This window comes from Candidatus Methylacidiphilum fumarolicum, from assembly GCF_949774925.1.
Taxonomy (GTDB): Bacteria; Verrucomicrobiota; Verrucomicrobiia; order Methylacidiphilales; family Methylacidiphilaceae; genus Methylacidiphilum; species Methylacidiphilum fumarolicum.
Window position 1 is genome coordinate 1,115,371 of the sequence record NZ_OX458932.1, and the last position, 16,810, is coordinate 1,132,180.

Sequence of the window (16,810 nt, forward strand, 5' to 3'; positions counted from 1 at the left end):
CTTTGATAACTTTTGGTCGCCTAAAAACAGGATTGAGTTGTGCAGAACCTTATGTAAGGTTTTGCAGTAGTTTTGTGGCCTGCTCTAAAATTTAGAGCATTTAGCCAAGAATCTTTCTCTTTACGGAGAGTTTGATTCTGGCTCAGAGCGAACGCTGGCGGCGTGGATAAGACATGCAAGTCGAACGAAGCTTGTTCCTTGGCAACAAGGAACAAGTTCAGTGGCGAACGGGTGAGTAACACGTGGGAACTTACCCTGAAGTGGGGAATAGCCCATCGAAAGATGGGGTAATTCCGCATGTGATCGAAAGATCAAAGTAGGGGACCTGCAAAGGCCTTACGCTTCAGGAGAGGCCCGCGGCCCATCAGCTAGTTGGTGAGGTAATGGCCCACCAAGGCTAAGACGGGTAGCTGGCCTGAGAGGGTGGTCAGCCACACTGGGACTGAGACACGGCCCAGACACCTACGGGTGGCAGCAGTCGAGAATTTTTCACAATGGGCGAAAGCCTGATGGAGCGACGCCGCGTGGAGGATGAAGGCCTTCGGGTTGTAAACTCCTGTCACCCTGGACCAAGGCTTTCAAGTTGAATAAACTTGGAAGTTTGATTGTACAGGGAGAGGAAGGGACGGCAAACTCTGTGCCAGCAGCCGCGGTAATACAGAGGTCCCAAGCGTTGCTCGGATTTACTGGGCGTAAAGGGTGTGTAGGAGGTTAGATAAGTCGGATGTGAAATCCCTTTGCTTAACAAAGGAACTGCATTCGATACTGTCTAGCTAGAGGACCGGAGGGGGAAGCGGAACTCTCGGTGTAGCGGTGAAATGCGTGGATATCGAGAGGAACACCGGTGGCGAAGGCGGCTTCCTGGACGGTACCTGACTCTGATACACGAAAGCTAGGGGAGCGAACGGGATTAGATACCCCGGTAGTCCTAGCCGTAAACGGTGTGCGTTAGGCGTTGGCGGAATCGACCCCGCCAGTGCCGTAGCTAACGCGTTAAACGCACCGCCTGAGGAGTACGGCCGCAAGGCTAAAACTCAAAGAAATTGACGGGGGCCCGCACAAGCGGTGGAGCATGTGGCTTAATTCGATGCAACGCGAAGAACCTTACCAGGCCTTGACATGCCGTGTTCAGTTGCTGAAAGGCAATGGCCCGCAAGGGCGAACGGCACAGGTGCTGCATGGCTGTCGTCAGCTCGTGTCGTGAGATGTTGGGTTAAGTCCCGCAACGAGCGCAACCCCTATGTCCAGTTGCCGAAAGGCTCTCTGAACAGACTGCCTCGTATAACGGGGAGGAAGGTGGGGACGACGTCAAGTCAGGATGGCCCTTATGGCCTGGGCTGCACACGTGTTACAATGCCCGGTACAGAGGGAAGCAAGACCGCGAGGTGGAGCAAATCCCAAAAACCGGGCCCAGTTCAGATCGAAGGCTGCAACTCGCCTTCGTGAAGCCGGAATCGCTAGTAATGGCGCATCAGCTACGGCGCCGTGAATACGTTCCCGGGCCTTGTACACACCGCCCGTCACATCCTGAAAGCTGGTTGTACCCGAAGCCAACCGTAAGGTTGTCGAAGGTATGGCTAGTGATTGGGATGAAGTCGTAACAAGGTAGCCGTAGGGGAACCTGCGGCTGGATCACCTCCTTTCTAAGGAGTAAAGCAGCGATAGTCTTCGGTAAGATTCCGAAAATATTCGTTGCTTAGGTCGATTACTTGCCTTGCAATCATAGATTGGGGGCAAGTAAAAAAAAATAATACTGCAACCTTATAATAAGGATTCTGCACAACTCAGTTCTGTTGAACTGGCGACCATAGCCTTTTAAAGAAAAAACCAACAGCTGAGAATAGCATCCAGTAGAAGGTAAGAGGGTCCATTTTGACCTTAACTAGGTGATTTTGTTGTTGTATATCTCTTACTCCAGGGATAGGTATTTCTGGGAGATAGAGAAAGCAACAACAAAATACTTTGTCAGGCAAAGAGGAATGAATCACAATGGCATGCTTTGGAAAAGGAGTAAAGAAACGATAATCGTACAGATAGATTATCGGGGGCATAGCTCAGTTGGGAGAGCGGCAGCTTTGCAAGCTGTAGGTCAGGGGTTCGAATCCCCTTGCCTCCACCAGCATGCGATTGGTCCAAAACGTTGGGACTGCATTGGGCCTGTAGCTCAGTTGGTCAGAGCATGCGCTTGATAAGCGCAGGGTCACTGGTTCGAGCCCAGTCAGGCCCAGATGGATATTGACAAAGAAAGGCATTCCGATTTTCCTGACAAAGTTTTTCAAAGGTTTGGGAATAGGATGCGTTTTAAAAGGCTATATGTTCTTTGAAAACTGCAGGTGATTGAGAGTAAAACATTTAAGAGTACTTAAAGAGAGTTACAAGCAAACAAGGGCACATGGTGGATGCCTTGGCGCCAGGAGGCGATGAAGGACGTGGCTACCTGCGATAAGCCTCGGGGAGTGGGAAGCACGCTTTGATCCGGGGATTTCCGAATGGGGTAACCCGGTACGAGTAATGTCGTACCATACCAGGTTGAATCCATAGACCTGGATAAGCGAAACCCGCTGAAGTGAAACATCTCAGTAAGCGGAGGAAAAGAAAGCGAAAGCGATTCCGTTAGTAGTGGCGAGCGAAAGCGGAACAGCCTAAACCAGTCAGCTTGCTGACTGGGGTTGTAGGACCACCATATAGGCAGTTGTAGAGCTAGGAGAAGCGGATGGAAAGTCGCCCCATAGAAGGTGAGAGGCCTGTATCTTAAAGCTTGCGCAACGCCTGGTGGTATCCTGAGTAACGCGATGCACGGGAAACTTCGCGTGAATCTGCGCGGACCACCGCGTAAGGCTAAATACTACCTGGCGACCGATAGTGAACCAGTACCGTGAGGGAAAGGTGAAAAGAACCCCGATGAGGGGAGTGAAATAGAACCTGAAACCGTGTGCCTACAAGGTGTCAGAGCCCGAAAGGGTGATGGCGTGCCTTTTGCTTAATGAGTCTGCGAGTTACTGTCTGTGGCAAGTCTAAATCCTTTTAGGATGGAGGCGAAGCGAAAGCGAGTCTGAATAGGGCGTTTGAGCTGCAGGCAGTAGACCCGAAGGGGAGGTGATCTACCCATGGCCAGGATGAAGTCACCCTAACCGGTGATGGAGGTCCGAACGGGTGACGGTTGAAAACGTCTCCGATGAGCTGTGGGTAGGAGCGAAAGACTAATCAAACCCCCTGATAGCTGGTTCTCCTCGAAATAGATTTAGGTCTAGCCTCATGTGCTGACCTGTGGGGGTAAAGCACTGAATGGACTAGGGCCCTTACCGGGGTACCGAATCCAATCAAACTCTGAATACCACAGGGTGGAACATGGGAGTAAGACGGTGGGGGATAAGCTTCATCGTCGAGAGGGAAACAACCCAGACCGCCAGCTAAGGTGCCAAAATGCAGCTAAGTGGAAAGGATGTGAAATTTCTTAGACAGTGAGGATGTTGGCTTAGAGGCAGCCATCATTTAAACAGTGCGTAATAGCTGACTCACCGAGAAATTTTGCGCCAAAAATGATTGGCGATTAAGCTGCATACCGAAGCTGCGGGTGTCGTTAAGACACGGTAGAGGAGCGTTCCAAACACTGTGAAGCGGGAGGGTAACCGACCGTGGAGTGTTTGGAAGTGAGAATGCAGACATGAGTAACGATAAGGCCGGTGAAAATCCGGCCCGCCGTAAACCCAAGGTTTCCTGGGGAAGGTTCGTCCTCCCAGGGTTAGTCGGGGACTAAGTTGAGGCCGAAGGGCGTAGACGATGTCAAGCTGGTTAATATTCCAGCACCACCGACATTTAACCGGATGGGACGCATTTCAAGAGAAAGGCGAGGTGCTGAAAGTCCTTGTCCCGCAAGGGGACCTGAGGGAGAAATCCTGAGGGGATCTTTCAAATGAAATGCCAAGAAAAGCTTCCGGGTAGACTAAGGTGCCCGTACCGGAAACCGACACAGGTGGGTGGGTAGAGTATACTCAGGCGCGTGAGTGAAATCTCTTTAAGGAACTCGGCAAATTAGCCCCGTAACTTCGGGAAAAGGGGTGCCTCCTGCAAAGGAGGTCGCAGTGAACAGCGCCAACCGACTGTTTAACAAAAACACAGCTCTCTGCAAAGTCGTGAAGACGACGTATAGGGAGTGACACGTGACCAATGCTGGAAGATTAAGGGGAGAAGTTAGCCCTCAAGGCGAAGCTTTGAACCCAAGTCCCAGCGAATGTCGGCCGTAACTATGACGGTCCTAAGGTAGCGAAATTCCTTGTCGGGTAAGTTCCGACCTGCACGAATCGTGTAACGAGTTGGCGACTGTCTCAAAGAGATGCTCAGTGAAATTATAGTGGCGGTGAAGATGCCGCCTACCCACAGTAGGACGGAAAGACCCCGTGCACCTTTACTGTACGCTGTTACTGGACTTCTGTTATGGTTGCTTAGCGTAGGTGGGAGACTGTGAAGCTTCCTTTTCGGAGGAAGCAGAGTCGCCAATGAAACACCACTCTTCCGTAACGGAAGTTCTAACCAAACTCTCTGAATCGAGATTTGGGACAATGACAGCTGGTCAGTTTGACTGGGGCGGTCTCCTCCTAAAAAGTAACGGAGGAGTTCTTAAGGTTCCCTCAGCACGGTTGGCAATCGTGCGTCGAGCGCATGGGTAGAAGGGAGCTTGACTGTAAGACCGACGGGTCGAGCAGGTACGAAAGTAGGACCAAGTGATCCGGTGGTTGAATGTGGAATCGCCATCGCTCATCGGACAAAAGGTACGCCGGGGATAACAGGCTGATCGAGCCCAAGAGTCCATATCGACGGCTCGGTTTGGCACCTCGATGTCGGCTCATCGCATCCTGGGGCTGGAGAAGGTCCCAAGGGTCCGTCTGTTCGCCGGTTAAAGCGGTACGCGAGCTGGGTTCAGAACGTCGTGAGACAGTTCGGTCCTTATCCACTGTGGGCGCTGGAGATCTGAGGGGTTCACTCCCTAGTACGAGAGGACCGGGAGTGACGGACCGCTGGTGTTCCGGTTGTGCCGTCAGGCGCAGCGCCGGGTAGCTATGTCCGGAAAGGATAAGCGCTGAAAGCATCTAAGCGCCAAGCCATTCCCAAGATGAGATCTCCCCATCAGGGCCGTGGTAGACTACCACGTTGATAGGCCGCGCGTGGAAGTGCAGTAATGCATGGAGCGGAGCGGTACTAATAGCCCGATTGGCTTGTAGTTCTCTAAGTGCTTAGGTCTTTTATTCTCAATTAACCTGCAGTTTTCAAAGAACGAAATTGGCCTCCAGACCTCTTCCTTTGTACACAAAGGAAGAGGTCTGGTGACCATAGAGACATGGAACCACCCGTTCCCATCCCGAACACGGAAGTGAAACATGTCTTCGCCGATGGTAGTGTACCGATAGGGTACGTGAGAGTAGGGCGTTGCCAGAAAAAAATCCCTTACTTTTTATAAGTAAGGGATTTTTTTTTGCACTTGGTGATGGAGCATAGGTCCCAAAGCCCTGGGCTTTTATTCCGTTTCAGATGCGGCTGAATGTATACGAGAAAAACAAAACATTGTTCTAGACTTGTGCTTAATTCTTGAGGTTATGGCTTGATAATTTTATTCTTCGTTTAGGACATTACATCTCGGAGGAGCATCTATAGAAGATACGTGAGCATTTTGAAAACGGCACCACTAGTTCGAAGATGAATATAGGGATGTTTATTCCTTTAAATCCTTCAACTTGTACTGAATGCACTACATTGGGTATAGGCTGTCCCCTATTCCCGCGACCTGATGATATGTGGGAGATCAGCTGGATGAGGTGGCTCATTTTAAATGCTCCCCCCCCCCAATGCGGATCTTCTGCTTCTATAAGTCAATTGCTTGGAAAGATGCAGACAGTTTGCATCTTGGTTATTTTAGATCCATAGCAATCCAAAATACTTGATATAAAGAGGCGATTTCCTACCATCTTTTCAAAAGAATAGGAAATTCCTGCATCTGCCTATCTGCCTAATTGCTTTATTTTATTGACTGAGGTGCATTTTATTTAAAAGAATTAACTAAATTTGATGAAAAGATAAAATTTATGAATTTTATCGATAATAATTTTAATAATTTTTTTAAAATAATCATAATGGTTGGGCTCGTTTTGTATTTTTGTGGATGCGTACATACCAATTATTTTCCTTATCATGGAGATGGGATACAAGAAGGGAAAGGGGGTGGGAAAAGGGTTATTCAGGGAGTTGAAGTTTGGTCTGATGGTCTTCCGAACCAAAAGTATAAGATTATTGGAGTTATTCATGATGAAAGAAGTGGTCTTTTTTCTTCTGGATTGATCAAGGATGTTGTTAAGAAAGCAAAGTCAATTGGTGCAGATGGCGTTATTGAATATCAGGCTTATGCAGTTGCTGCCAATCAATTAGCTGCAGCTGCGGCTGGTTTTGGCACAAACGCGATGTACTTTCCTCAATCCTATGGATCAACCATGGGAAGTTGGTTGCCCTATGCTGGACCAGCTTCTGCAGGGCTTTCTGGAGCACAAAGCGGACAGTCACGTTGGTGGGTATTTAAGTATGTTCGCTTGCAGAACAATAAGAAGGAGAAATAAATAAAAAACTTTTTTCTGCATAAAGAATGAAAAGTCTTCTAAAGAAAAGTCTATTGTTTTTTTTGCTTTTATTAGGGGTCTGGGCCTGTTCATCAACTAATTATATTCCTTATGAAGGAGGAGGAAGTCAAAAAGGGAAAGGAGCTTCAGTTCAGAAAATTAATGGCATTGATGTCTGGTATGATGGATTGCCTCCTCGGCCATACAAGATTATCGGAATCATTCATGATAGAAGAAGTGGCTTGAGAAAATCCTCTTTACTTAAAGATATTACCAAAAAGGCTAAAAAAATGGGAGCAGATGGCCTATTGGAATACCAAGCTTATGGTATTTTACCGGGCGGAGCAACCGCTGCCCTTGGATCTGCAGCCGGACAAGCCATATGGGTTGCAGGGGCTTATGGGGCAAGTGCAGCAACAGGCCCAGGGTTGTTCATTGCAGCCCCGGTTTTAATTGGTCTTTCTTCTGCAACTGGGGGGCAGTCCCGATGGTGGGTAATTAAATACTTGGCTAATTGATGTAAATTAGCTCTTTAATATGGATTAAAAATGAAATAATTTAATAAATTTAAAAAAATAAATCATATGAAAAAAGTACCAATTACTGTTGCTTATGGAGATGGCATTGGGCCGGAAATCATGGAGGCCACTTTAAAAGTCCTTTTTGCTGCTGGGGCTGAATTGGAAATTGAGACTATAGAAATTGGTCAAAAAATATATATGCAGGGAAACCTCACAGGGATCGATCCTTCAGCTTGGGAAAGTCTAAAAAGAACAAAAGTTTTTTTAAAGGCACCGATAACGACTCCTCAGGGAGGTGGCTTTAAAAGCTTGAATGTCACCTTTAGAAAAGCTTTTGGTCTTTTTGCAAATGTAAGGCCTTGTGTAGCTTATCATCCTTTTATTTTTACAAAACATCCAAAATTGGACTTAGTTATTGTCAGAGAAAACGAAGAGGATCTTTACAGTGGAATAGAACATAGACAGAGTATTGATTCCTATCAAGCCTTGAAAGTTTTGTCTTTTCAGGGAACCGAAAGAATTATTCGGTATGCTTTTGAATATGCTCGTTGCTTTCAAAGAAAGAAAGTGAGTTGTTTTACAAAGGATAATATCTTAAAAATTACAGATGGGATGTTTCATAAGGTTTTTGAAAGAGTTGGACAAGAATATCCAGATATTGAAAAGGAGCATTGGATTATTGATATTGGTTCAGCTAAACTCGCTGACAGCCCAGAATCCTTTGATGTAATTGTCTTGGCTAATCTCTATGGAGACATTCTATCCGATGTAGCCGTTCAGATTGCAGGATCTGTTGGCCTTGGTTCTTCGGCTAATATTGGTGATAGATATGCTATGTTTGAAGCTATTCATGGTTCTGCGCCTAGGAGAGCCGGACAGAATGTTGCCAATCCTTCTGGGCTTCTTTTGGCCGCTGTTCAAATGCTTATTCACATTGGACAAAATGCGGTTGCTGATCGCGTCTACAATGCTTGGCTTAGGACCATAGAGGAAGGCATTCATACTTATGACATTTTTAGAGAAGGGGTCAGTAGAAAAAAAGTCGGAACAAAAGAATTTTCCGATCAAATTATCCAAAATTTAGGGAAAGAACCGGAGGTCTTAAAACCTTTTTGTTCCACTAAATTTAAAGAAAATCCTAAAACAAATTTTTCTATTGTTCTACCTCAAGAGAAAAAAGAGTTAGTTGGAGTAGATGTTTTTGTTGAATATTCTTCTGATCCTGCTCAATTAGCAGGCCATTTAAAGGACTGTTCTGAATCGCTTATTTTGGAATCGATTGCGAATAGAGGAATGTCAGTATGGCCTGCTTGCTTTGAGGAAGCTTTACTGGCTGGCCCCTATCAATGCCGTTTTATTAAAAATAAAGAAAATAATTCAACCATTTCTCATGGGGATGTTGTTAGACTTTTGGATAGAATCCAGAAAATTGGATTGGAATTCACTAAAACAGAGTTATTGTATACTTTTAATGGAATGGAAGGATATTCTCGTAGCCAGGGAGAATAAAGAAGCAGCCAGGCTCTTATAGAAAAATAGAGCTGTATTGCCCGGTGGTGTAATGGTAGCACAGAGGTCTTTGGAGCCTTTAGTCATGGTTCGAGTCCATGCCGGGCAGCCAAAAAGGATGTATGAGACTGGGTATTTCAACAAGTGTCTTTTGCGACCGGCCGATTTTTGAAGCTTTACCTTTAATTGCTAAAGAAAAATTCGAAGTCGTTGAAATTTGGTCTTCTCCAGACTCTCAATTACAATATACCCATTTTGATGTCCGAAATCTCAAAGAACTTGAGGAGCTTAAAACTCAACTTGCAGCCTTTAATTTAAAGGCGATTAGTTTGCACAGTCCCTTTTATCCTTCCTTTGATCTTTCTCATCCAGATCCTTCTATCCAAGAAGAATCTATAAATGTGACTGTAGCTGCGGCTAAGGCATTAAAGGAAATTGGCGGAGAAATTCTTGTGGTGCATCCTTCTGGGGTTGAAAAAAATCAGTTTTCTGAATTAACAGAGGAAAATAAGAGACTTGAGTTGATTAGAAAAAATATTGGAATCATTTATCAATATACCCATAAATTAGGTGTCATTTTAGCTTTAGAAACTTTATTGCCTCAATTCCTTGGATCGAATTTAGACTTTCTCTTTCATCTTGTTTCTTCTTTTCCAGAAGATGTGGGAATTTGTTTCGATACAGGGCATGTTTTATTAAACCATCAAGCAGACATTGATTTACAATATAAAAAAATCGCTAAGAGAGTGGTCTCTTTGCATATTCAGGATACTTTAGGCCAGCATGATGACCATCTTGTCCCTGGGGATGGAATAATCAATTGGCAAAACTTTATTGAGGCTTTGGAAGAAGAAAAATTTAAAGGGGATTTTCTTCTAGAAATTAATGGTTTATCTTTTAAAGATAATCCAGAAGCTTTATTGCAAAAAGCAAGGCTTCAGAGTCTTGAAAAAATAAAGGGGAAAAGAGTAAAGAATCTTTAAGACCTCTTTCTCTTTTATGACCGACTTACAGCGGAAAGCTGCGTATCAATTGCTTTTATTAACATCGGACTTACGTGCCATTCTTTTCCACGGGTATGGATTATTGTTCCATCATAGGTTTGTTGAAAAATTCTACCATTTTTAAATTTGACTTGGATTGTCGCATGAACTTCTGCTTCTTCTTGGGATGTCCATGGATTAATTGAAGGCATGTCTACGTAATTGACAACGATTTGGTGGCCTACTATATTTAGCTTTTTGCTATTTTCTGGATTGAAAAGGTCTTGTTCAAAGGCAGCACGCGCATTCTTTTTCCCTGGACCTGTTACAGAACCATACTGCCAGAGATAAACGGCTTGATCACACCCTCCAAAAATGAATATAGGCAGAAGCAATGCCAGCCCCAAGGAAAGAATTTGTTTTTTGATAGTACCAGACTTCATTTTAACTCTTAAAAGTATTGAATAATGGAATGTTTTTAAAAAGTAAAAAATTGAAGAAGAGTTTCTTTTTTGATGAAGGTTTTAGTTTCAATCGATTGCCCATAAGAAGAAAATTTATGATCTTTTTGTTTGATCTATAAGTTGCTTGATTTTTTTTAGCTTACTACCAAATTCTGGTTCTTCGAGATAATCCATTATGGGTTTTTCTAATCTATCTTTCCAATTGTCTTCAGGTTTTGAACCAGGATGATTGAATTGAAGCTCTATTCCTAAAAGATCGCTAATAGTAAAAACGACAAGCCAGCAGGGAGAATATAAAAGAGTTTCAATAAATCTGAGATGGATTCGTGAGTCATAATGGTTTGGAAGCTCGGAAATATTCCATCCAAGAAAATCAGCAATTCTTTGTAGCTCTCTCCTCTCTTGGCTATTAGGATCTTGAACAGCTCTATGACAGAGGCGATTGTATTGAAGCATCAAAGGAGGATGATCGTGGGTAGCATAAGTGGCGACCGATAGTGCAGGATAGTGTGTTATTGGCTTAAAGGAATAGTCAGAAAGCCTTTCGAACATCGGAATTGTAAAACCCGGAATCCCCATTTTTTGTAAAAGAGGTCTAACGTATCGAGGGACTAAACCAAGATCTTCAGCAATGACTATTTCATTTTTTGCGGTTTCGAGGATCACACTTAGTATTTTTTTTCCCTGATTTTCATTAACAAGGGCAGACGCATCTGGTTCATCAGGACCAGGGAAAAATCGTGGAAGCTTTCCTCCAGTTTTTAATTTTACTTCTTCGATAGAGAGCGGAAGAAATTCATTATTTTGCTCTGGGAACCAAGGAAAAGCATAGATCCGAAAAAATCCAAGAACATGATCTAGCCGAAAAGCATGGAAAATTTTTGTTGTTTGGAGGATCCTTCTCTTCCACCAACGAAAAGATTCGGCTTCATGATTTTCCCACCGATACAAAGGGAAGCCCCAATTTTGTCCCCATTTCTTTACAAACTCATCTCCTTGGAAAAAAGTTTCTGGTGGCGCCCCACAACTCCATTGACAATCAAAAAGTTCCTGACTAGCCCATACATCTGAACTGTATCTGTTAATGCCATAGGGAATATCTCCCATCAGTTTTATGTTTTTGGAATCAGCATATTCTCTTACTTGTTTCCATTGAGTGTGAGCAACCCATTGAATAAAGGAATAAAAACGGCGTTTTTCTAAAATCCACTTTTGATCTTTTTGTCTTTTAAGCCATTCGATGGCGTTTTCATAAGTTTTTATTTCCTCTGGCCAATCGTTCCAATGTGTATCTCCAGCATTTTCATCCACAAGAAACCTAAAAAGAGTGTATGTAGAAAGCCAATCTTGGTTACTTTTACAAAAATGGATAAATTCCTTTTTCTTGACGAGATGAGAGGAAGCAATGAATCTATAAAAGGCTTTTTCGAAAAGTTTTTTTTTGATCGATTTTACGGTCTTATAGTCAATAAATTGACCTTCAAGCCTTTCTTTTTCTAAATTCGAAAATTTTAAATCTTCTGAACTAAGTCCAGGAATAAAATCAGGCTCCATAGTAACGAGCATGGGATCGTAAGCAATGGAACTTAAAGCATTGTAGGGGCTATTGTCTTCGCTAGTCTCATTTATTGGAAGGATTTGTAAGTAATTTATATGCATCCGCTTACAAAAATCGATTGTGGAAAGCACTGCTTTGGTATCACCAATTCCCAAATCGTTTTCTCTCCTTAATGAAAAGACCGGGGCAAGAAGTCCCACCCGTTTTTCATCTATATTGATTGGTTGCATAGAAAAAGTAAAAAAGTTTGTAAGGGCGAAAGGACAAAAGATAAAATGCCTTCAATTTAATTGTGTTAGAATACAATTCTTTTTGAATAGAAACAAAAAAATTCAACGTCCCTTTTAGGGACTTTTAGAACGACAAAATTTGAGACCAGATAAACAAAGGGGTTGGGGAAGGTTTTTAACAAGGAGAAGGAATTTAAAATTTTCTCCCATGAAATGAGGATGAGAAAGCATAAAAAATTTTCTTATCCAGCTTTCTCTTTTTGGATTTTTAACAAGAAAAAGAGGGTCTCTAACACACATTTTTTCTAACAATCCCATGAAAAAATGATGTTGATTTAGCCATCCGATAGATTCGAGACCGCTTTCTTCAGCGGCTTTAAGAATTAAGCTAAAATTCAGATGTGTTGTAATGTCGCAATCGGCAGGAAAAAGTAGTGGATTGTCAAAAATTTGATGGTTTTTGTAGCACCGAAGAGTGCCATTAGAACGCCAGGGTGCAAAATATTCTTCTTTGGTTAAACCATAATCAATGATGAAAAATAAAGAAGAGGAGATTTTAGCACTGGCTTTTTTAATCCATTCCATTGCTTCTAGATGAATTTCTGTTGTGTACCCTTCTATTTTTGGAATGCCTAACTCGTCAATCATACATGCTAATTTACTATTTTCCTTAATCGGCTGATAGATAAAGCAAAGTTTATTTTCATGATTAATTCCGACATGGCTCTCCATCCACTTTCCCTTTTGAAAACTTATTCGTTTAACTGGCAGGCTGTCTAAAAATTCATTGGCGATAAGGATAGTAAAATCAGATAGAATGGGAAGTTCTTCCCATCCACTAATCCAAAAGAAACGGTCGGTAGTGCCGATTCGCTGATTAATCTCTTGTTGCTGTTGAAGTTGGTTATAAGAAAAAGGCTCAAGAAAAAGATAGGACAATTTTTTTGATAATTCCGATTCGTTTTTGTCCAACCAATCAACAATGTCACAGGCCAGTTCTCCTCCTCCAGCTCCTGTCTCGATAATCCATAGGGAGTCCGTTTTCCTCAACTGCTTCCAAACTTCAATGCATTGCATTGCAAGAAAATCACCAAATAGAGTTCCTACAGAAACACTTGTAAAAAAATCTCCGTTTTTCCCTATTCGTTTTTTTGTTCCTTGGACATAATAGCCGTACTTGGGATGCCCTAAATGTAAAGCCATATACTCGTTGAATGGCATAGGGCCTTTTTCCTTTATTATAGAGAAGATTTCAGAAAGAATGAACGACTGGCTTTTTTTTGCAGTTTTCATGAAATGAGAAAAAGAGAGAACATGATCCCCATGATTTTATTTTTGCAGGGTCTTGAACATTCTATAAAAACTGCGTAAAGCTTGAAATCCCATCCTATGTTCAAGTCTTAATCTTTCAAATTGCTTAAGCAAAAAAATAGCATCATCGTTAAAATAAAGCTTATCATGAACAGTTTCCCAAGGAGTAATTAAGCCAAGGTGTAGATATAAAGAAACAATTTCTAAATCTATGCCTGTTTCCTTGGACAAGGCTTCAAGAGAATAAAGTCTTATTTTTCCTTCACCCGATCCAAGAATGGAAAGGGAGAGAGGATTTTGGTCGTTTGTCTTTTCTTTAGGGTTCATTTTCTCTTAAAAGTGTTTCTTTTTGCTCAGCTGTTCCCAAAGTTTCTTTTCTTCATTGTTGACTGCTTGGGGTACGTTTATAGATATAACAGCGTAAAGATCCCCTCTTTTTTTCCCATCTAAGTAAGGAAGGCCCAGTCCTTTTAATCGAAGTTTGGTTCCAGATTTGCAACCCGCTGGTATTTTTAAATTGACTTTGCCTTCTAGTGTTGGAATCTGGACCGTTGAGCCTAATGCGGCATCCCATGGTGGAATTTCTAGATCATAATAAAGATCTTTTCCTTCTACCCTAAAAAAAGGATGCTTTGCATATTTAACTTTTAAAAAGAGATCTCCGGCTTTGCCATAGGCTGAAGGTTCTCCAAGTCCAGCTAGGCGGATCCTTTGTCCTTCCTCGATGCCAACAGGAATAGTTATTTGATAGGTATCTTTACGGTTTCCACCATTCGTAGGACGAGTGACAGTGATTTGTCGCACTGATCCGTGAAGCACTTCGTCAAGGTTGACCAAGATTTCAGCCGTTAAATCTCTCCCTTTTTGCTTCTTAAGCGATGTTTCTCCATTTTTATGGAACAAGTTTGAAAACAATCCACCAGGTTCAGAAAAAAACATCTCAAAAAAATCGCTAAACCCAGTGCCTCCAAAACTTGGTCCATACTCTCCTTGGTGTTCCCAACCTTTAGGATATGACCAGAAAGGAGGAACAAACTCTTCTTGGGTTCTATCCCAAGAAAGGAACATCTGATCATATTTTTTTCTTTTTTCTGGATCGCTAAGGACCTCATAAGCTTCGTTTATGTCTTTAAATTTTTCCTCGGCTGCTTTTTTGTCTTTAGCGACGTCTGGATGATAAATTCTGGCTAGGCGCCTGAAGGCAGCTCGAATCTCATCTTGAGTTGCGTTTTTGTCGACTCCTAATGTTTCGTAATAATTTTTAAACTTCATAAATAGGATTTCAAAAATAATCTGGAAAAAATAGTTTTTTACAGTGCATTATTTTAACAGTGCATTAAAATATTAATCTTTTATGTCAAATGGATCAAATCATCAATGATTGGCCCTTTATTGGGACGATATCCAGTGATTGTCTGAACCTAGATGCCACTTTAGGCTGTGGACAGACATTCTCTTGGAAAAGATTGGATAATGGTGGATGGATCGGACAAGCTGGGTCAATTCCTTATGCGATTTTTCCAGCAAGCGATAAATTATACATTTATAGTCCTTCAGGATCATTGGATGGATTCCAAGAATATTTTCAAACTACCTTCGATCTTGAAAAAGTTTTTAATAGTTTTCCTTCTGATGATTATATCTTACAACAAGCAAGGCTTTTTTCTCAAAAACTGAGGATTTTAAAACAGGATCCTTGGGAAACCATCCTTAGCTTTCTTTGTTCGTCAGCCAAGCCTATTATTCAAATTCGTAAAGTCACCCAATTGTTAAGGCGATTTTATGGAAAAGAGGTGTGGCCGGGCTTTTTTTCTTTTCCTTCTCCTGAAGATATCTTCGACAAAGGGCCTTCTCTTTTAGAACAGTGTAAACTTGGATTTCGATCTGACTATGTATGGAAAGTGGCTTCCATTTTAGCAAAAGAGAATAAAAAATTTTTATCAATGCTAGCAATTGCCTCAACAGACACCATTCGACAAACCCTTTTGGAACTACCAGGAATTGGGAGGAAAATAGCTGATTGTGTTCTGCTTTTTGGATATGCTAGAATAGAAGTCTTTCCTATAGATAGATGGATGGAAAGGGTATTGCAAACCTTTTATTTCCATCTTCTTGAAAAAAGAAAAGCATCGAAAAAGGAACTTCTGAGCTTTTCTTCTAGCTATTTTGGTCATTTTGCAGGATACGCCCAACAATATCTTTTTTATTGGTCCCGCTCTGTTTTCTGGAAAAAAGGGGGGCTTTGGGAATATCAATAAAGAGTAATGAATGGTTATTGCTATTGCCATGCCAATCTAGTTATAAATTGGCCTGGCGAACCTATAATTCGCCGAAGAAGTTTGGCATGCTGATCAATCGAAGCGTAAACAGATAATAGCGATGGGCATTGGGAAGGGGGGTTGTTTGCCAAACGGACTCTAACGAACCAGAGATATGGCCACCATGAGGACTACCTGTGGGTGATTGGCTAAAAGGCGACAAAAGAGCTGTACAAGCTCCTACCCAAAGGTCTCCAGCGCCGGGGAGAAGGGGGATCTAAAGAATCAGCGGAAAGCTCTGGCAGCGTTTTGTTTGGCGCAAGGCAAAACGGTGGCCAAACGGCTGGGGGGGTGAAAGCAGCGGACTAAACAACAAGAGAAAGAATTTCTTGCGTCTGATGGAGCTGGGAGAGATCTCCGAGATCGTGGTCATCCACAAGGGCCGGCTGGTCCGGTTCGGTTTCGGATGGCCCCTAGACGTTTTGTTTCTCTCTTAGGACCAAAATTTCGTGAACGAGCAAATCTCTCTCTTTTTGAAGGAAGAGATGATCAAGGAGCTCCTTTCGATCATTCCCTGCTTTTCCAAGCCCTATTTTCAGTTTGAGCCAATACAAAAGAAAAGACCTAAGGCCATCGGGAAAGCCGATGAGATCGTATAAGATGTGGCGGCGAACGATCCGAGTAGGGAGAGTCTTCCGCTGAACACGAAGAAGTGGGAGATACTAGAGTATCTTTGCCTTTGCTACACAGCTGGAAAAGAGCGGTTTCTTGTCTCTTTCTCAGGCTTGGACCACTTCGCGGAAAGCCTCTCGAAACGCGGGAAGCAAGCCAAACTCGTGGTGGAAGGCTACGCTAGCCCCAGGCGGATTGCTGGCAAAAATGTGGAAGGTATTCCTCAAAGACGGCTAGGCAAAGATCGAAAAGTGTGGGTTAGTCTCCTCTACGATGATTAACCCAAAGATCTGGCACCGCTTGAGATAGACAGAAGAAGCAAAGCGGGTTGCTTTCTAGATATTCCACTCTCTGCAGTGGATGGCTTCTGTGTTAGGAAAAAGAGAGCCGCCCGCTTCTAAATTTCAAATGACAAAAGAGAGGTAAGCTGCCAAGAGTGAGGCTGCGTCAGTCGATTGGATGTAAGGAATGGAAGTAGCAGACTTTTGAAGAAAAGGAAAGACAGTATATCCAGCTCATGAGTCTTGAAGGTGGTAAAAGGATTGTCATTGCTTTCTCTGCTAACTTAAAGATTCAGGGGAGGATTTACCTTATTTTAAAGGATAAGGAGGCGGTAATTCCCTACGGGGCGTCACTACAAAATTCGAGTCGATGATATAGGGAAGCGGTCGGGATAGAGGCTGGACTTTCTAGAGTTTTTAC

Annotated in this window: 12 protein-coding genes, 3 tRNA genes and 3 rRNA genes; 13 read left to right on the top strand and 5 right to left on the bottom strand. The window is 42.8% G+C overall.

Translation table 11 applies throughout. The annotated features are described in order from the left end of the window. Nucleotides 1-119 precede the first annotated feature (119 nt). From QOL44_RS05070 to QOL44_RS05115, 10 genes are all read left to right on the top strand, one after another. Nucleotides 120-1,643: ribosomal RNA gene (locus tag QOL44_RS05070) — 16S ribosomal RNA — on the top strand. Between the two features lie 400 nt (nt 1,644-2,043). After that, a tRNA-Ala gene (locus tag QOL44_RS05075) sits at nt 2,044-2,119 on the top strand. A 34-nt stretch (nt 2,120-2,153) separates the two neighbouring features. Next, nucleotides 2,154-2,227 (top strand) — tRNA-Ile (locus QOL44_RS05080). A gap of 145 nt (nt 2,228-2,372) precedes the next feature. Then, a 23S ribosomal RNA gene (locus QOL44_RS05085) occupies nt 2,373-5,221 on the top strand. A gap of 96 nt (nt 5,222-5,317) precedes the next feature. After that, a 5S ribosomal RNA gene (gene rrf / locus QOL44_RS05090) occupies nt 5,318-5,433 on the top strand. The 16S, 23S and 5S rRNA genes sit together here with 2 tRNA genes alongside, the layout of an rRNA operon. A 644-nt stretch (nt 5,434-6,077) precedes the next feature. Beyond that, nucleotides 6,078-6,602 carry a hypothetical protein gene (locus QOL44_RS05095; RefSeq protein WP_009058883.1) on the top strand — a complete coding sequence of 175 codons (525 nt, stop codon included), beginning with the start codon at nt 6,078-6,080 and terminating at the stop codon, nt 6,600-6,602. Between the two features lie 26 nt (nt 6,603-6,628). Further along, nucleotides 6,629-7,120: a hypothetical protein gene (locus QOL44_RS05100; protein ID WP_009058881.1), complete on the top strand. Its 492-nt coding sequence runs from the start codon at nt 6,629-6,631 to the stop codon at nt 7,118-7,120. Nucleotides 7,121-7,186: 66 nt separating this feature from the next. Then, nucleotides 7,187-8,632 (top strand): NADP-dependent isocitrate dehydrogenase, encoded by a 1,446-nt coding sequence (locus tag QOL44_RS05105; protein ID WP_009058879.1) that lies wholly within the window; start codon nt 7,187-7,189, stop codon nt 8,630-8,632. 38 nt (nt 8,633-8,670) lie between these two features. Continuing rightward, nucleotides 8,671-8,744: transfer RNA gene (locus QOL44_RS05110), tRNA-Gln, on the top strand. Nucleotides 8,745-8,754: 10 nt separating this feature from the next. Continuing rightward, nucleotides 8,755-9,615 carry a sugar phosphate isomerase/epimerase family protein gene (locus tag QOL44_RS05115; RefSeq protein WP_045086656.1) on the top strand — a complete coding sequence of 287 codons (861 nt, stop codon included), beginning with the start codon at nt 8,755-8,757 and terminating at the stop codon, nt 9,613-9,615. A gap of 14 nt (nt 9,616-9,629) precedes the next feature. On the opposite strand, the gene QOL44_RS05120 is transcribed toward QOL44_RS05115, so the two are convergent. The 5 genes from QOL44_RS05120 to QOL44_RS05140 all read right to left on the bottom strand — a co-directional run bounded on the left by QOL44_RS05120 (nt 9,630) and on the right by QOL44_RS05140 (nt 14,450). After that, nucleotides 9,630-10,058, bottom strand: a complete 429-nt coding sequence (locus tag QOL44_RS05120) for a hypothetical protein (protein WP_009058875.1) — start codon at nt 10,056-10,058, stop codon at nt 9,630-9,632. A 114-nt stretch (nt 10,059-10,172) separates the two neighbouring features. Further along, nucleotides 10,173-11,867 (bottom strand): 4-alpha-glucanotransferase, encoded by a 1,695-nt coding sequence (locus QOL44_RS05125; RefSeq protein WP_009058873.1) that lies wholly within the window; start codon nt 11,865-11,867, stop codon nt 10,173-10,175. A 114-nt stretch (nt 11,868-11,981) separates the two neighbouring features. Beyond that, on the bottom strand, nt 11,982-13,088 hold the full coding sequence (locus tag QOL44_RS05130) for a class I SAM-dependent methyltransferase (protein WP_009058871.1): 1,107 nt from the start codon (nt 13,086-13,088) through the stop codon (nt 11,982-11,984). A gap of 108 nt (nt 13,089-13,196) precedes the next feature. Continuing rightward, complete coding sequence (locus QOL44_RS05135; RefSeq protein WP_009058870.1) at nt 13,197-13,505, bottom strand: MerR family transcriptional regulator; 309 nt, start codon at nt 13,503-13,505, stop codon at nt 13,197-13,199. 6 nt (nt 13,506-13,511) lie between these two features. Beyond that, nucleotides 13,512-14,450: a DnaJ C-terminal domain-containing protein gene (locus QOL44_RS05140; RefSeq protein WP_009058869.1), complete on the bottom strand. Its 939-nt coding sequence runs from the start codon at nt 14,448-14,450 to the stop codon at nt 13,512-13,514. 89 nt (nt 14,451-14,539) lie between these two features. Between QOL44_RS05140 and QOL44_RS05145 the strand changes: the two genes are divergently transcribed. The 3 genes from QOL44_RS05145 (at nt 14,540) to QOL44_RS05155 (ending at nt 16,763) form a co-directional block, all read left to right on the top strand. Further along, a complete protein-coding gene (locus QOL44_RS05145) occupies nt 14,540-15,436 on the top strand; it encodes a DNA glycosylase (RefSeq protein WP_009058868.1) in 897 nt (298 codons plus the stop codon). A gap of 509 nt (nt 15,437-15,945) precedes the next feature. Continuing rightward, nucleotides 15,946-16,095 carry a hypothetical protein gene (locus QOL44_RS05150; protein WP_166791436.1) on the top strand — a complete coding sequence of 50 codons (150 nt, stop codon included), beginning with the start codon at nt 15,946-15,948 and terminating at the stop codon, nt 16,093-16,095. A gap of 530 nt (nt 16,096-16,625) precedes the next feature. Further along, the gene (locus tag QOL44_RS05155; protein WP_166791434.1) at nt 16,626-16,763 is read left to right on the top strand and encodes a hypothetical protein; all 138 of its coding nucleotides are present in this window, start codon (nt 16,626-16,628) and stop codon (nt 16,761-16,763) included. The last annotated feature ends 47 nt before the right edge of the window (nt 16,764-16,810 follow it).

Bases quoted from the DNA above. Each gene is read 5' to 3' on its own strand.
- QOL44_RS05100 (WP_009058881.1), top strand. From the start codon at position 6,629: ATGAAAAGTCTTCTAAAGAAAAGTCTATTGTTTTTTTTGCTTTTATTA.
- QOL44_RS05145 (WP_009058868.1), top strand. From the start codon at position 14,540: ATGGATCAAATCATCAATGATTGGCCCTTTATTGGGACGATATCCAGT.
- QOL44_RS05115 (WP_045086656.1), top strand. From the start codon at position 8,755: ATGAGACTGGGTATTTCAACAAGTGTCTTTTGCGACCGGCCGATTTTT.
- QOL44_RS05120 (WP_009058875.1), bottom strand. From the start codon at position 10,058: ATGAAGTCTGGTACTATCAAAAAACAAATTCTTTCCTTGGGGCTGGCA.
- QOL44_RS05095 (WP_009058883.1), top strand. From the start codon at position 6,078: ATGAATTTTATCGATAATAATTTTAATAATTTTTTTAAAATAATCATA.
- QOL44_RS05125 (WP_009058873.1), bottom strand. From the start codon at position 11,867: ATGCAACCAATCAATATAGATGAAAAACGGGTGGGACTTCTTGCCCCG.
- QOL44_RS05130 (WP_009058871.1), bottom strand. From the start codon at position 13,088: ATGCCATTCAACGAGTATATGGCTTTACATTTAGGGCATCCCAAGTAC.
- QOL44_RS05105 (WP_009058879.1), top strand. From the start codon at position 7,187: ATGAAAAAAGTACCAATTACTGTTGCTTATGGAGATGGCATTGGGCCG.
- QOL44_RS05135 (WP_009058870.1), bottom strand. From the start codon at position 13,505: ATGAACCCTAAAGAAAAGACAAACGACCAAAATCCTCTCTCCCTTTCC.
- QOL44_RS05140 (WP_009058869.1), bottom strand. From the start codon at position 14,450: ATGAAGTTTAAAAATTATTACGAAACATTAGGAGTCGACAAAAACGCA.
- QOL44_RS05155 (WP_166791434.1), top strand. From the start codon at position 16,626: ATGAGTCTTGAAGGTGGTAAAAGGATTGTCATTGCTTTCTCTGCTAAC.